The organism is Clostridioides sp. ES-S-0005-03 (genome assembly GCF_020658455.1).
GTDB lineage: Bacteria > Bacillota > Clostridia > Peptostreptococcales > Peptostreptococcaceae > Clostridioides.
Window position 1 is genome coordinate 86,703 of record NZ_JACVWI010000002.1, and the last position, 16,513, is coordinate 103,215.

Annotated in this window: 9 protein-coding genes; 1 reads left to right on the top strand and 8 read right to left on the bottom strand. The window is 29.6% G+C overall.

What is annotated here, in order from left to right; genetic code table 11:
• Nucleotides 1-31 precede the first annotated feature (31 nt).
• Nucleotides 32-2,443 (bottom strand): cell wall-binding cysteine protease Cwp84, encoded by a 2,412-nt coding sequence (locus IC218_RS09600; protein ID WP_227824297.1) that lies wholly within the window; start codon nt 2,441-2,443, stop codon nt 32-34.
• A 231-nt stretch (nt 2,444-2,674) separates the two neighbouring features.
• On the opposite strand from IC218_RS09600, the gene IC218_RS09605 reads away from it, so the two are divergent.
• The gene (locus IC218_RS09605; RefSeq protein WP_227824298.1) at nt 2,675-3,070 is read left to right on the top strand and encodes a GtrA family protein; all 396 of its coding nucleotides are present in this window, start codon (nt 2,675-2,677) and stop codon (nt 3,068-3,070) included.
• A 43-nt stretch (nt 3,071-3,113) separates the two neighbouring features.
• Here IC218_RS09605 and IC218_RS09610 read toward each other — a convergent pair whose 3' ends face one another.
• The 7 genes from IC218_RS09610 to IC218_RS09640 all read right to left on the bottom strand — a co-directional run bounded on the left by IC218_RS09610 (nt 3,114) and on the right by IC218_RS09640 (nt 16,429).
• Complete coding sequence (locus IC218_RS09610) at nt 3,114-4,949, bottom strand: cell wall-binding repeat-containing protein (protein ID WP_227824299.1); 1,836 nt, start codon at nt 4,947-4,949, stop codon at nt 3,114-3,116.
• Nucleotides 4,950-4,981: 32 nt separating this feature from the next.
• The gene (locus tag IC218_RS09615) at nt 4,982-5,689 is read right to left on the bottom strand and encodes a PIG-L family deacetylase (RefSeq protein ID WP_167640335.1); all 708 of its coding nucleotides are present in this window, start codon (nt 5,687-5,689) and stop codon (nt 4,982-4,984) included.
• A gap of 104 nt (nt 5,690-5,793) precedes the next feature.
• Nucleotides 5,794-7,665 carry a cell wall-binding repeat-containing protein gene (locus tag IC218_RS09620; protein ID WP_227824300.1) on the bottom strand — a complete coding sequence of 624 codons (1,872 nt, stop codon included), beginning with the start codon at nt 7,663-7,665 and terminating at the stop codon, nt 5,794-5,796.
• Nucleotides 7,666-8,077: 412 nt separating this feature from the next.
• The gene (gene secA, locus IC218_RS09625; protein ID WP_227824301.1) at nt 8,078-10,423 is read right to left on the bottom strand and encodes a preprotein translocase subunit SecA; all 2,346 of its coding nucleotides are present in this window, start codon (nt 10,421-10,423) and stop codon (nt 8,078-8,080) included.
• 247 nt (nt 10,424-10,670) lie between these two features.
• Nucleotides 10,671-12,806 (bottom strand): S-layer protein SlpA, encoded by a 2,136-nt coding sequence (slpA, locus tag IC218_RS09630; protein WP_227824302.1) that lies wholly within the window; start codon nt 12,804-12,806, stop codon nt 10,671-10,673.
• A gap of 212 nt (nt 12,807-13,018) precedes the next feature.
• A complete protein-coding gene (locus tag IC218_RS09635; RefSeq protein ID WP_227824303.1) occupies nt 13,019-14,608 on the bottom strand; it encodes a cell wall-binding repeat-containing protein in 1,590 nt (529 codons plus the stop codon).
• 219 nt (nt 14,609-14,827) lie between these two features.
• Nucleotides 14,828-16,429 carry a cell wall-binding repeat-containing protein gene (locus IC218_RS09640; RefSeq protein WP_227824304.1) on the bottom strand — a complete coding sequence of 534 codons (1,602 nt, stop codon included), beginning with the start codon at nt 16,427-16,429 and terminating at the stop codon, nt 14,828-14,830.
• Nucleotides 16,430-16,513 lie beyond the last annotated feature (84 nt).

Here is a 16,513-nt window from a genome sequence, read left to right on the forward strand (position 1 = left end):
TATTTTTTAAACTATAAAACATTTAACATTATTATTTTCCTAAAAGATTATTTAATTCATTAAAAGCACTTTCATTTCCATTTCCACCAACTCTAATTGGAGTTTCTATTTTCTTAGATTTAAGTACAGTTTTTTGACTTTCATCTAATTTATTTCCAACTAGAACTACTGGTGAATCAGTTTTAGCACCTAATGCTCCTACTGCTAGTCCATCTATTAAGTCACCTTGACTTTTTGAACCATCTTTAACAACAAAAGCATATTTTAAATCTGAATTAGTATAGAACTTATCTATTATCTTAGCATTAGTTTCATTTCTATTACTTCCTGCAAGTCTTGTTGGATTTGAAAGCTTACTTTCTAAGTTTGATGATAAAGTAGCTGTACCACCAATTATATAAGACTTAGTTATTTTTGATGAATTTAAAAACTCATCAGCACCTTGTAACTCACTCTTTTCATTAGTAAGTATTATTGGCATATTGTTGTCAGCAGCTGCTGCGCCAACACTAATTGCATCTGCAAGTCCATTGACACCATTTGCCACTGCAACTTGTGAAACAGATTTTATACTATTTAGTTTTTGAGCTAGAGATATACTAGTCTTGTATCTATCACTACCACTAATTCTCTCTATTGATATACCCATATTGCTAAGTTGAGTTTGTATATTCTTACTTAGAGAATTTTCTCCACCTATTAGATAAACTTTTTTAGTTCCTAATCTTTGTAACTCTGCCTTAGTTTTTGAATCTAAGTTATCTTTTCCTGTTAAAAGGATTGGAGAATCAATTGCTGCTGTAAATGGTGTAGCTGTTAAAGCATCCACTATTGCATTACCATTTACTAGTACTGCATTTTGTGAAGAAGTCCACCCTTTTTGACTAACTTTAACTGCTGTTTCATATCTGTCAGCTCCAGTTAAAGATTCTCCTGAAGTAGCCTGTCCAGAAGATGTCTTTGTTATAGCTTTTATAACAAAGTTACAAGGAGAGAACTCGCTATATGTATTTATATCCTCAAATTTATTGTTTTGAAGTATGTAACTTTCACCTAAGTTTGCTTTAGCTTCATATAAGTAATATCCATCTATGTTAGTTTCATATGCTAAAGTAGATTTTTCTCTATTAGGATTTGCTGAGTTATCTATAACTACTACTATTGCTCCTTTTCCTTTTGGTAGGTTATAAGAGTTAGTAGGTACATTTATGTATCCAGAATATGATACTGTTCCATTTGCAAGTTTTGTCATTGAGTTATTTTGAGGAACTCCATTTACTACTGGTGCATAATATACTTCATATTTTGCTCCTACAGAGTCTGTTTCAAACATAACTGAGTCAAGTTTTTCAGAGTCTCTACTGAAATCAAATACATTTGCTGCTGTTATTTTATTTGACATTATCTTGCTAAGACCAGCATATTCAAGTTGATACATTTTTTTGTCACTGTCTGGTTTTGATACTGATTTCATTGCATAGTTATCTGTGTCTGTAAGTAGAGTTTTATCTTCATAAGAAATCCAGAAGAACCCTTTCATAGAATTGAACTCTCCCCAGCTACTTTTTACTAACCAGGCTCCATTTGATTCTGGCTTAACATCAGAAGCAAAGTTATCTTTTGAATAATTATCATCCCATCCTACTATTGCTACAGAATGATTTAAAGGAGCTCGTTTATTTGTACAGTTATATGCTGTTTCATCATCATTAAAATAATTTGAATAATGAGCATATCCAGACGTTACTGAACCATATTGCATTATAGCATTTTTTACAGTTTCTTTATCTTTTCCAAGACGAATAACATCTGTCACATTAAATTGTGTAGGTGCAGTATCCATATTTGAAGGTCTAGTTGCTCCTTGCTCTTCAGATTTGAGATTATATGGTATATCTTTTTCTAGTTTAGGACCTGCCCATGCTGTAAGATATCCTATAGCTGTTACATTTGAACTACCTGTCATATCTGTTAAGTTCCATCCATGTGTTCCACCAGTTGACCACCATCTAAAGTGTTCTTCTGAAAGGTCATAAGTTCCATATCCTTTTAACTTTAAATATGATTCTAAAGTTGACATACCAGAAAATGCCCAGCATGTATTAAGGTCTCCCTGATTTTTTGCTGGTGTAGTCAATCCTAAGTTCATTGGATTGTATGCTGCACTTGCTTTGTATGATGATGGAAGACTGCTTCTTCCCTTATTTTGAAGTGTTGTACCTTCCATTTCATGTGGAACTGGTATTACTCCATTATATTTTGCTGTGTCTCCATTTTTGACATCTTCTAGATATTGAAGATACGCTTCAGAGTATTCTGCAGTTTCTACTCCATCTAGTGTTTTATTGTTTTCTGCTGATACAGGTACTGTTGACACTATTAAAAAGCAAACTGTCAACAATGCCAGTAGGCTTGACAATTTTTTTGATTTGTACTTTCTCATATTTACCCCCTTGTATGTATTTAATTTTTATTATATCAGATTTCTAAATTTAGGTCATATTTTATTTTGATAAAATATGGATTATGAGTGCATATTAATTGTATAAAGTTATAATTTTATTTTTTATGATATTTTATAATGTATTGATTTATTAATTAATGGATATGTTATACTAAAATATGTTAGAATCTTCAAGAATGCTTATATTTAATTGGTTTGGGAGGGTTATATTTGATTTTTAAAAAGCATAAGGAGACAATATTATATTTATTTTTTGGAGCATTTACTACTCTTGTAAATATAGTTTCTTATTTATTTTTTACTAGAGTTATTTCATTTGATTTTATGGTTGCAAATGCTTTGGCATGGATTCTTGCTGTTTTATTTGCTTATGTTACTAATAAGTTTTTTGTATTTGAAAGTAAGAAAGTTGAGATAAAGTTTTTATTTAAGGAATTTTTGTCTTTTGTTAGTTTTAGGTTACTTTCTGGTATTATTGAAATGGTTATTATGTATATAATGGTTGATTTACTTTTTGTAAATGACCTTATAGTGAAAATTTTTACTAATATAGTTGTTATTGTTTTAAATTATTTATTTAGTAAAATGATAATTTTTAAAAATTAATTAAGCAGATAACTAAACAATTGTTATCTGCTTATTAATTACATTATCTAACACCATCATTAGTTACATTAGATTTTCCCCATCTTGAGACTTTATTCGTTAAAGAATTTACTTCAACAACTTCTATATATGAACCATCTTTAGCTTTTTCAATAAATCCTTTATTATATTTTGTAACAATTTCCCAATCTGCAGGATTAATCTTGTTTCCTACATACATAGCAGATGGTTTATTTTCTACTACTCTATAATAAATACTATAATCTGAACTTTTAGGCTCACTTAAAATTGTTACCATTACATAATCTTTTTCAGGATTGTAGCATGAATCAGCTTTAGCATAAAGCCCTCTTGCAAGTGTATCATCAACTTCAGTATCATTTATTCTTGGTTTTTTCCCACTTATTGCAGGCTCTTTACTACCAGTTATTGTATCTATTTCTCCAGAATTCTTTATTGTAACGTCAGAAGAATTATTTGATATTTTTGTTATTTCTCCATCATTTACAATATAAACACCTTTTACATTTTGAAATATCGTTATAAGCCATATTTCACCAGAACTTTCATTCTCTATTCTACATCCATTTTCAGCAGAAATATCTAAATCAAATATACTTCCCTTATTTATAAATGAGTTATTTTTTATATTTTTTATTTCTGTAGTACCATTGATTTCTCCCAAGTTGCTAACCTTACCATTTGGCATGTTTATAGTAACTGATTGCTTATAAATGCCTTCTAATTCAACTTCTATAGCTTTATCTGTTTCTATTTTAAATGAACTACTTATACTTCTATCTTTTTCTGGTATAAATTTTATAATATCATTTGCATCTGATTTTTTTATAGCAACATTAAGTTCATCAATAGTTTCAACAGTATACTTAGTCTCTTCTTGTATATCTAGTATATATTCTACAACATTTTCATTTCCTAAACCACCAATTTGAGTAACTTTATCTATAATTTTAGTATTTAATATATCTTTTTGATTAGTATCTAATTTATTGCCTGCTAGAAGTATTGGGGAATCATTTTTTGCAGCTAATACTCCTACTGCCAAAGAATCTATTAAATCATTCTTATTCTTTGTACCATCTTTTGTAACATAAATAGTTTTTATATCAGTGTCTTTATAGAATTCTTCTATAATCTTTGCATTTGTATCACTTCTACTCTCTCCTGCTATTCTTGTAGCATTTGGTAGATTTCTTTCTACAGAATTAGAAATAGAATATGTTCCACCTATTACATATGACTTTTCTATATCTTTACTATCTATAAAATTATCAGCTACTTCAGTTCCATTATTTGAATCAGAAAGTATTATTGGCATATTTTCTTGAGCTGCTATAGCTCCAACACTTACAGCATCAGCAAGTCCCTTTTCTCCATTTACTACAACTATTTTAGATATAGATTTTTCCTTATTTAGCTTTTCAGCTAATTTTAAAGAAGTATCGTATCTACTATTTCCACATATTCTTTCAAAACTCATATTCTCTTCTTTTAACTGCTTTTCAATATTTGAACTTAATGCAATTGAACCACCTATCAAATATACATTTTTTACACCAAGTCTTTTTAACTCTGCTTTTGTTCTACTATCCAGTTTATTATTTTGAGTTAATAAGATAGGTGCATCTTTCGCCTTTGCAAATGGAGTAGCTGATAAAGCATCCACTATTGAATTATCATTTACTAATACAGCATTATCAGATTTTGTCCATCCAGCTTGACTTATTTTTATAGCAGTTTCCCATCTACCAGAACCTGTTAGTGTATCTTTGGTAGATGCATTAGACGTATTTCCATATAATGTAATAGATAAAAATGTTATAGTTAATAATGACACTATCTTTTTTGATATTTTCATTAATTCTTACCTCCTAATTCTTTAATAATATTTTATGGAGCATGTACATACTGTATTTTACTTGTAGCTAGTTCATCAAAGTGAGATTTTACTGAATGATACCCGATAGCGTAATGCCCACTTTCTGGATTCCATTTCTTATATGAATTCATTGCACTTAATAACTTCTCTTCTTGGCTAGGTAATACCTCCCATACTTCTACATTTGGATTAACTTTTTTAAAATCAATATAGTCATATGGTTCTACATAAAATCTTAAATCTTTTATTTTACCTTCTTTATATAACTCTAAAGCTGCTTCACCTAATGCTCTATGGTCTTCATGTATTCCACTAGCTTTAAATGGAGTCACTGTTTTTACTTTCGCATCTGGATATTCTTTTAGATACTTAAGAATTATTTCTCTTGCTTTTTCTTTATTTAGCTCACCATCATGAGCTCTATTATCTTCTATATGTATATTGCTTTCTTTTACACCCATTGCTTCACAACTATCTTTGAATTCTTCATCTCTATTTTTTGAAAATTCACTTTCTGATAGAGAATACTTATGCACATCTTTAATATGATAGGAACATGTACCTCCATCATCTAAAACTTTTCTTATTATTGATTTACTACCATCTGTACACAAAATTACGTGTGTATCACTTTTTTCAACGTGCTCAATTATGGCACTACCCATACTTAAAGTTTCATCGTCTTGATGTGGTGTAAAAAATAAAGTTGCATCTACCACTATTATGTCCTCCTATTTCATAAAATTTTATAATCTACAATAAACAGCTAAACTGTAGAAAAAGATTCCTATATATTAAGGAATCTTCTCCACAGTATAGATTATTACCAACCTAGTATTTTAGCTATCTTTTGTATTACTGTCAATTCAACTCCATTACCTATTTGAGTTACTTCTGCACCAAGATTTAATTTTTTATCAAGAGCACTTTTTTGTGAATCTGTTATATCATTTTTAGCTAGAAGTATTGGTCCTCTTCCTGCTGCTAAAGGACCTGCTGCTAATGCATCTACTAGCATACCATTATTTCCATAGCCATCTTTTGCTATATATAGTTTATCTAATTTATCATAATATGTTTCTATGACTTTGGCATTAGTATCATGTCTTGTTTCTCCTTCAACTCTTTGAACTTTTCTATCTTTATCAATATCAATAAGTTGATTTTCAATTTGGTTAGATACATTGTTAGAACCACCAACTATACCAATCTCTTTTCCATCCATCAATTTGATAGCTTCTGCTGAGAGATCATTCCAGCCATTTACTATTATAGGAGCCTTAAGTTCAGCAGCTTTAGCAGCTATACTCATAGCATCAGCTTCACCTTTCGCACCTACTACAAATGCATCTTTAAAAGAACCCATAGCTTTTGCTACGGCTACAGAAGTTGTATGCCTATCATCTCCAGCTAGTCTTTCAACATTTTTAGTTACTGATTCTAATTGCTTTTTAGCTGTATTTGATACTGCTGATTCTCCTCCAACTATATATATTTTAGCTGATGGACTTTTCTTAATTATATCCTTTATATAGTCTAAAGTTACTTTTGGTATTTCATTATCAGATGCTAATAATATAGGCGCCTTTTTAGATTGAGCTAGTGGTGTAGCTGCTAATCCATCAACTAGTTTATTTGAATTAACTATAACTACATTGTCAGTATATTTTGTTTGTTTTGCTATAGCTACAGCAGTTGCATATCTATCATCTCCAGCTATCAATTTAACTTTTGAATTTCCTTCTAATGCAGCTTTAGCATCTTTTAAATCCTTCTCATTAGCACTTTCTACAGTAAGCTCTATAGCTTTTCCAGATGCATCAGTATACTTAACAGTAAATTTATATTTTCCTGTTTCTGAATCTTTTGCTGAAATATCACTAATTAATTTTGATGTACTATTTACTACCATATTACCTTGAACAGTTAATCTATATCCATCATATAAATCTTGTGGTGAAACTGTATTTAGGTCACTATTTTTTATAGTTATTTCAGCTAATTTAACATCAGCTATGTCTTTAGTTCCTGCTAAACCTAACTTACTTATTTTATTTACTTTAAATCCTTCTACAGATGGGTCTAAATTTGTTCCAGTTGAATCAACTGGATTTGCTACTAAATCAATTTTTTCATCACCAATACTTACCTCTATAGTTTTAGAAGTTATTGTTTCTTTTTTATCCCTTAAAGTTATAACTAGTTTGTCTTTAGCACTATCATATGAAGCCTTTACATCTGCAACTCCATAAATTCCGTTAGTTTCAGTTTTAGCTTTTTCTGTTATAGCATTAGCTTCAGCTGAAAGGTCTGCTGAGTTTTCATATTTTTCAATTGCTTCAGCAACTACTTCATTTGCACTATTTGTTATATGACCTTTGTCTGTTATAGTTACAAGAAGTTCTTTATTTTCTCCCAAAGCATTTACTAATTTTTCTAATTCATCTATATTAGTTATTATTTTTAACTGTGATGAAGTTTCACCAACTTTTATTTCATATATTGGTTGTCCAACTTGAGAACCTCCAGTATATTTTTGAGACATTAAGTCTCTAACTTTTGAAACTAATTCTGTAGCTTCTTTTTTAGTTATTGTTTCTTTTTTTACCTGTGTAGTTTCTGCAGCAAAAATTGGAGCTACTGATGTACTTATCATTGCAGCTGCCATAACTATAGAAAGATTTTTTCTATTCATAGTATTTTCCCCCTAAAAAATTCAATTTTTCATCATTTTTTCCTTATTTACCAATTATAATATATATTTGATATTATTTCAATAAATAGGCTACATTGTAATAATTAACCATTTGGTATGAAATTCTTTTTTATACTTTATTTTTTAAGCATTTATGTATACAAAAAAGTAACAAAATTGTAATTTTTTTTAATAATCCAATTTATAACTAATAGACTTTTAATCTTCTTTATAGTATAATATTAAATGGAAGAAAGAAATTTCAAGCATCTCTTTTTTCCGTATTTCTCACACAGAAAAAGAAGCTGATTTTCAGCTTCTTTTTCATTTATATATTTTTATTTAATTATCATTACAATATAAAGAATCAAAGTACTTTATTTTTCACTTAATAAAAATTATATTAGTATCTTTAGTTAAATTTATATAAGTATTGCACAGTCGTCTCCCTTATATTTTTATTTAAAGCTTCAAACATATCATATCCTTCTAATGAATACTCTTTAAATGGGTCTTTCTGAGCATAAGATTTGAAACCTACGTATTGTCTTAATTGTTCCATAGCATCGATATGATCTATCCAGTATTGGTCAACTACTTTTAAAAGTACTGTCTTTTCCAACTCTGCAACCTTATCAATACCAATCATCATCTTTTTAAGGTCATAAACTCTTTTTGAAATTTCATAAGTACTATCAACTATTTCTTGAACACTTTTTTTATCCACACCAGGTATTAATAGCGTATCTGCAGGCATAAATGTATTATATAGATATTTAAAATATCCATAATAATCTCTTTTTCTTCCAACCAAGTAAGTTTCTCCTGCTTCTTGTATAATATCTTTAACCATTTTTTGAATATCTTCTTGAATATCTTCATTATTTAAAACTTTATTTCTTTCATTATATATGACTTTTCTTTGCTCATTGATAGTATCATCATATTTAAGAACATTTTTTCTTATTTCAAAGTTTTTGCCTTCTACACCTTTTTGTGCTCTTTCTATAGCTCTTGTAAGTGCCTTACTTTCAATAGCTTTATTTTCATTTGAACTTGTTCTCTTCATTAATTTCTCTATAGTTTTTCCACCATAAAGTTTTATTACATCATCTTCAAGACTTACAAAAAATCTTGATGTACCTGGGTCTCCTTGACGACCAGAACGTCCTCTAAGCTGATTATCAATTCTTCTTGACTCATGTCTTTCTGTTCCTATAACATAAAGACCACCTAAATTTTTAACTTCTTGTTCTTCATCTTTATCTCCTGCTCCTAAAGAAATATCAGTTCCTCTACCTGCCATATTTGTGGCAATTGTTATAGCATCTAATTTACCAGCTTTAGAGATTATTTCTGCTTCTTTACTATGTTGTTTTGCATTTAAAACTTGATGCTTTATACCTTGTTTTTTAAGCATTTTAGATAACTTCTCAGACTTTTCAACAGAAACAGTTCCTACAAGTATTGGCTGTCTAGTCTTATGTATCCTTATTATTTCTTCTACAACAGCATTGTATTTTTCTTCTTCTGTTTTAAATACTTTGTCATGTAAGTCACCTCTGATAACGGGTTTATTAGTTGGTATTTGAACAACATTTAATTTATATATTGATTCAAATTCACTCTCTTCTGTCTTTGCAGTACCAGTCATTCCAGAAAGTTTTTCATATAGCCTAAAGAAATTTTGGTAAGTTACAGTGGCCATAGTCTTAGACTCATTATTTATCTCAACACCTTCTTTAGCTTCTATAGCTTGATGAAGTCCATCTGTATATCTTCTTCCATCCATTACCCTTCCTGTAAATTCATCAACTATCATTATTTCTCCCTCTGAAATAACATAGTCAACATCTTTTTCCATAAGTTTATGACCTCTCAAAGCTTGATTTATATGATGGTATAATTCTATATTCTTTATATCAGTAATATTTTCTATTCCAAAAAATGATTCTGCCTTACTTATACCATTTAATGTTAATGCTATAGTTTTATCTTTTCTATCCATTTCAAAGTCTTCTTCTTTAATAGTTTTTATAAAGCTATTTGCTAACTCATAAAGTTTTAAATCTTCATCACCATCTCCTGCAATAATAAGAGGAGTTCTAGCCTCATCTATTAGTATTGAGTCAACCTCATCCACTATAGCAAAATTTAGTTCTCTCTGTACTTTATGAGACAAATTTGGAACCATATTATCTCTCAAATAGTCAAATCCAAATTCACTATTTGTTCCATAAGTTATGTCACACTTATACTGTTCTTTTCTTATACTTGGATTCTGGTTAGCTACAATTACGCCTACTGTCATACCAAGAGATTCATAAACTGGTCGCATAAGTTCTTTATCACGTTCTGCCAAATAGTCATTTACTGTAATTACATGTACACCCTTACCTGTAAGGGCATTTAAATATACTGGTGCTACTTCAACTAGTGTTTTTCCTTCACCTGTTTTCATCTCAGCAATTTTCCCTTGATGTATTACTATGCCACCAATTAATTGTACTCTATATTGACGCATTCCCAATTTTCTTTTTGATACCTCTCTTACAACTGCAAAAGCTTCAATTAATATATCATCTAAAGTTTCTCCATTATTTAATCTATTTCTAAATATATTAGTCATTTCTTTCAGTTCATCATCAGATAAATTTTGTATCTTTTCTTCCAAAGCTTCTATTTTATCTACTATTAAATTCAACTTTTTAATTTCTTGTTCATCTGCTTTATCAAGTATTGTATCTAAAACTGACATGTATCTCTTACCTCCTTTTTTATCATACAACTATTATTATACCTTAAAAATATAGAATAGTAGACAACTTTTTTCATTTATAGTATAATAATCATACTTGAATGAATTACATCTTTTAATCATTTAAGTATTTCTCACAAAAAGAGAGACTAATTATTTAGTCTCTCTTTTATTTTTAATACAATTTTTAAAAGTAAAAAAGATTCCTATTTAAGGAATCTTTTTTACTTTATATTTAAAATTTATATTACATATCTAATAAATCTTTTATCTTAGTTATTACTGAACTTGCTATACCTTGACCAACTTGTATTAAATTATCTCCTGATTTTCCAGAAGGTAATGCTTTACTTATTGCAACATTTTGATCTGAAGATAATGAATCAGTTGCCAATATAATTGGAGCCTTAAAGCTAGCTGCTACTGGCGCTGCTGCTAATGCATCAACTAATTGATCTTCTTTAGTAGAACCATCTTTAGCAACAAAATAATTTACTGCTCCATCTGGGAAATAGTCAGATTCTTTTAATACTTCTGCATTAGTTGCTTGTCTATCATCTCCACTAATTCTATTTGGAGATTTTCCTGTAGCATCATCTATAGCATCTTCCATCTCTTTAGAAACACTATTTTTTCCACCTATTATATCAACTTGAGCATCATCTAAGAAATCTTCTGCTGCAGAACTTAATTCTTTAGCTTTTCCATCAACAACAACTATTGGTGTAGCATTTTTCCCATCTAATTGAGAAGCAACTGGAGCTATACTCATAGCATCTGCAAGACCTGTTCCTCCTACAACAAATGCTTTATCATTATCTAAACCGATTTCATCAGCTATTTCTAATGAAGTAGCATATCTATCATCACCAGCTAATCTTGTTACTTTAAGTCCCATATCTTTTAATTCATTTTCTACTTCTTTAGATATAGAATTAACTCCTCCAGCTAAGTAAACTTTCTTAGAATTATTTATTCCTGTTGAAGTTTTTAAATTCATAACTCTCTTGATTTCAGATTTTACATTTGAATCTAATTTATCTTTTGAAGTTAATAATAAAGGAGCTTCTTTTTCTGACGCTAAAGGTGAAGCAACAAGTCCATCAACTATTGCTTGAGAACCAACTAATACTACAGAATCAACTGGTACATCTTTTACAGCCTTTTCTTCATCAGTATTGTTGTAATATTTTCTACTTAATTCTATTGCAGTTTCTATTCTATCATCACCTGCTACAGTAACAGTATTTGAATACCCATTATTAGCATTTCTTAAATCTTCAACATAATCTTTTAAGTCTTTTAATTTATCTGCTTTTATAACTAACTTAAGTGGTGAATTTTCATCTGCTAATTTAGAAGCTTGGTTTGCTGATTTAGTAGTTAATCTTTTTCCTTCAGCATAAAGTATTGTTTGATATTTACCATCAACAATTTGAACTTTATCAGTTGTAGCATTACTATCTTTTTGATATGCTTCTATTTCAGTATAAAGAGTCTTAAGTTCATCAGTTTTAAAAGCATATGATTTAGCTAAATCTTCAGCTGATTTATATGAACTAGCATCTAAATCTATTGTTTGTTCTTTAGCATTTATTACTCTTACATATGCATGTGATGTTGCAGTATTTTCTTTTTCTACTATTCCATCTAATTTACCAGTTGTATCATCAAAAGTAAATGATTTTGATAAATCTATTTTTGGATCTCCAACTGATACAGATATCTTTGCACCATCTTTAAATGTAACATCTGTAGCTGTAGTATTTTCTGCATCTTCTTTTCCAATTTTAGTTGTGTCAGCAGCTTTTTTACCTACTGTAAGAGTATTTCCAGAAATTGTAGCTTCTATTGCAGTAGCTACATTAACTGTACCACTTGCTGGATCAAGTTTTGTATCTCCTGTTCCTAATGTAACAGCTCCAAACAATGCTGTAGTAGCAACAGGTATTTTCAATGTAGTATCAGCTGCTAAAGCTGCTTTAAAATCATTAAGATCTCCTGCAGTAAGTGTGTCAGCAGCGCCAACATAAGTTATATCAAAGTCTACATAATCTCCATCACCTAAATTATCTAACTTATCATTAACAGTAGTCTTTAATAAAGCGCTTGCTAACTCTTCTTTTGTTGAAGTAGTTCCTGTTGTATCCATACTTGCAACAGTAATAGTAGTAACTGGCTTACCTTCATAAGATATTGCTATTGATTTTATCTTTTTATCTGTAATCCCCTTTTGCATATCTTTTAAAGCTTTTTCATACTTACTTTGTACTACAGTATACGTGTTTTCATATTTAACTGGTGCATCTGCTGCAAATACTGGTGCAGCCGAACCTACTACTGTAACAGCAGCCATAGCCATTGCTAAATTTTTCTTATTCATTTCTTAAATTCCTCCCAACATTATATTAAAATTACATCTCTTTATTATGTACATAGAATAATCATCCATATATTCCTAATATTTCTCACATCTCTATAATAATCCATTTTAATTCTTTTTGCAAGGCATTTTTTTGAAATTATTATTTTCTCCAAAGATATGAGTTTTTATACCTCTAAATTGCAATATTTAATAACTTTAAAAATTTAATTTTACTTATTTAGAAATTCTTGAGTAGCATACACTTCTCCATTAGACAATATATATAATCCAAACCCAGTATATACAAAATCACTATTTAGCATATTTTCATTATATTTATCTGACTTCTTCCAAACTGTAAATATTACATTTGCTACTTCTCTAGCATCCTTTGTTGTATAAGTACTTTTAGTAACAAGAGGTACAAAAGCTATATTTTCTTCACTTCTCATTCCATATCCAGTAAACACTTCAACAGATTTTTTACCCTCTATTACATGTGAAAACTGACCTTTATCTGCCATATACTTAGACCATGAATTAGAAAGTCCTTCTAAGTTTTTAGAAACTTGTAGTGCTTCTTTTCCTTTTTCTTTTCTATAAGAATTTACCAAACTATACATTTCACTAGAAACCATTCTTTTAAATTCTGTACTATTCATATCATTAGTCTTATATTCAAGTACATTTACTTCTACATTTACTGATGTAGTTTTTCCACCAATATCAATAGCTTTTATAGTCACTTTGTATTTACCAACCTTATCAGTATTAATATTGCCTATAATCTCTGGTGTTAAATCGTTACCATTACTATCCTTTGCAACTATATTCAGTTTTTTTATATCAAACTTATCTCCTTGATATACATTTAAATTCCCAATAGTTATTGTTGGTGCACTTGCATCCAATGCTGATGCACTTAAACATTGTTCTAGTGTCTTTTCATCTATTCCTCCTAGTGCTGTGATTTTATCAGCACTTCTAATTACAGACTTATCACTACTTCCATCAACCAATACAATAGGTGCATTTTTTGCTATAGAAGAACCAGCAACTGCATCCGCTAATTGGAATCCTTTAGAAAGATAGAATTCTTTTGATGAGCTATAAAAGTGTTTTATGACTTTTTTATTGGTCTCAAATCTATCCTCTCCTGCTAATCTAACTGCATCAGTTTTTTTAACCAAATCATTGCTTATTATCTCCTCTGAACCAAGAGCATAACATTGTATGCCTTCTTTTGTATCAAATGGTACACTTTTCCCGTCAGTTAAAATTATAGGAACCCCATCTCTTGATGCTACTGATGATGCAGACATTGCATCAGCCTCACCTGTGTATCCATTAGTTATAAAAAATTTACTTACAGGCTTTATTGAAGCTATTTCTTTTGCTATAAGATAACTAGTTTCAATTCTATCATTACCACCTATTCTTTTAACTTCTATTCCTTTTTGTTTTAATTTATTCTCAACTGATTTTCCTATTGATTCTTCAGTTCCTATTATGTAAACTTTTTTTACACCTTTTAACATTTTTTCTGTATCTGATGGTATGCTATTTTTTTGTGATAATAATATAGGTGCTTTAACCGCTCCTGCTAATCCACTTGCACTAAGTCCATCTGCTAAAGTATTGTCTGTATTTACTAGTACTACATTTTCATATGTTTGCTTCTGTGCAATTTTGGCAGCTGTCTCATATCTATCCTTCCCTTGTATCTTTTCTATACTTGAAAGTGCATTGATATTTACTGCCCCTGCCATTATTAATGATACTGTCAATCCTATTGATAATATTCTCTTATCTACCTTCATAAAACTCCTCCTACCAATCTTTTAATAATTCAACTCATTATAAATTACATCCTCAGTAGTTATTCCCTTAAAATTTATAAATATCTAAAATAAAAAACATCTAAAATACCATAACCTGTAAAGCAAATAACAAAACAGATTACAAAAAGTACTTTAGATGTGATTTTAAATTTTATGATATCAGTAAATTAATAAAAAAACAAGATTTATGGTAGTTTTTTACAAACTACCTTCATTACCATTTAAAAATTCTTGAGTAGCATGCACTTGTCCATCTGACAATATATAAAGTCCAAATCCAGTACTAGAAAAATCATCACTAAGCATATTTGCGTTGTATTCAGGAGACTTCTTCCACACTTCAAATATAGTCTTTGCCATATCTTTAGCATCTTGAGTCGTTTGAACACTCTTAGAATTAATATAAATATAAGCTATATTCTCTTCACTTCTCATTCCAAATTCAGAAAATACTTGTGGGGCATTCTTACCATCTATATAATGCGCAAAAACTTTTTTATCCATCATATACTTAGACCATGCATTTGCCATTCCTTCTAGCCTACTAGATACTACTAAAGAATCTTTCCCTTTTTCTTTTCTATAAGAATTAATTAGGTTATACATTTCAGTAGACACCATCTTTTTAAACTCTGGGCTATTGTAGTCATGAGTTTTATCGTCTAGCACTTTTATTTCTACCCTTTTTTCTGTGCTCTTCCCCCATTCATCTGTAGCCTTTAATGTTAATATATATGTACCTACTCTATTTGTATCTATAAATCCATCAATTTCTATTGGTAAAACCCTCCCAGTATTATCTTTAGCTACTATATTCAACTTACTACTATCAAACTTTTCCCCTTTATATAGCTCTGTAGTTCCTATTGTGATTGTTGGAGATTGCCCATTTGACTTTGATGCGCTTACACATTGTTCTATCACCTTGTCACTTAACTCACCTATAGAAGTTATATGCTTAGCTCCTTCTAACACAACTTTACTACTACCATCATTAACTAATACCATTGGAAAATCTTTAGTTAATGGTGCAGCTGCTATAGCATCTACTAATTGATAGCCATCTGATACATAGAACCTATCTACATTTTTATAAAAATAGTCTATTACCTTCTCATTAGTTTTAAATCGGTCAGTTCCTTCTATTCTTACTGAGTTTGTATTTTTAACTAGAGCATTGCTCATTATTTCTTCTGAGCCTATACAATATGATTGTATACTTTTAACATCAAAGGGTATACTCTTCCCATCTGTAAGTATAATTGGAACACCATCTCTAGTAGCTACTGATGATACACTCATAGCATCTGCTTCTCCACTATATGCATTAGTTAATAGTACCTTATCCACTTTTTTTATAGTTGCTATTTCTTTAGCTATTAGATAACTTGTTTTTAGCCTATCTTCTCCACCAATTCTCTTTACTTCTATATGTTTAGAATCTAGTTCTTTTTCTACTGATTTACTTATAGTATCTTCTGTACCTATTATGTATGCTTTTTTGATATTTTTTAGACATTTATTTGTCTCTGTTGGTATCTTATTTTTTTGTGTAAATAATATTGGTGCTTTTGTTGCACCTGACAACCCACTTGCACTTAATCCATCTGCAAGAGATTTTTCTGTATTTACTAAAATAACTGTTTCATAAGTTTGTTTGTCAGCTATCTTTGCTGCTGTTTCATATCTATCTTTGCCATATATTTTTTCTACTACTGATGATGCATTTACACTTTTGAAGTTTAGCAAGATTAATGATACTGCTAGACCTAATGATAATATTTTTTTATTCATTTTCATATCCCCCTGATGATTTTTATGTTTTATATTTATATGGTTTTTACTTTTTTTTATTATTTTGTTATTTTTTGTATATTATAAAGT

Excerpts from the sequence above, each read along its gene's own strand:
- secA (WP_227824301.1), bottom strand. The coding sequence starts at position 10,423 with ATGTCAGTTTTAGATACAATACTTGATAAAGCAGATGAACAAGAAATT.
- IC218_RS09600 (WP_227824297.1), bottom strand. The coding sequence starts at position 2,443 with ATGAGAAAGTACAAATCAAAAAAATTGTCAAGCCTACTGGCATTGTTG.
- IC218_RS09635 (WP_227824303.1), bottom strand. The coding sequence starts at position 14,608 with ATGAAGGTAGATAAGAGAATATTATCAATAGGATTGACAGTATCATTA.
- IC218_RS09640 (WP_227824304.1), bottom strand. The coding sequence starts at position 16,429 with ATGAAAATGAATAAAAAAATATTATCATTAGGTCTAGCAGTATCATTA.
- IC218_RS09620 (WP_227824300.1), bottom strand. The coding sequence starts at position 7,665 with ATGAATAGAAAAAATCTTTCTATAGTTATGGCAGCTGCAATGATAAGT.
- IC218_RS09610 (WP_227824299.1), bottom strand. The coding sequence starts at position 4,949 with ATGAAAATATCAAAAAAGATAGTGTCATTATTAACTATAACATTTTTA.
- slpA (WP_227824302.1), bottom strand. The coding sequence starts at position 12,806 with ATGAATAAGAAAAATTTAGCAATGGCTATGGCTGCTGTTACAGTAGTA.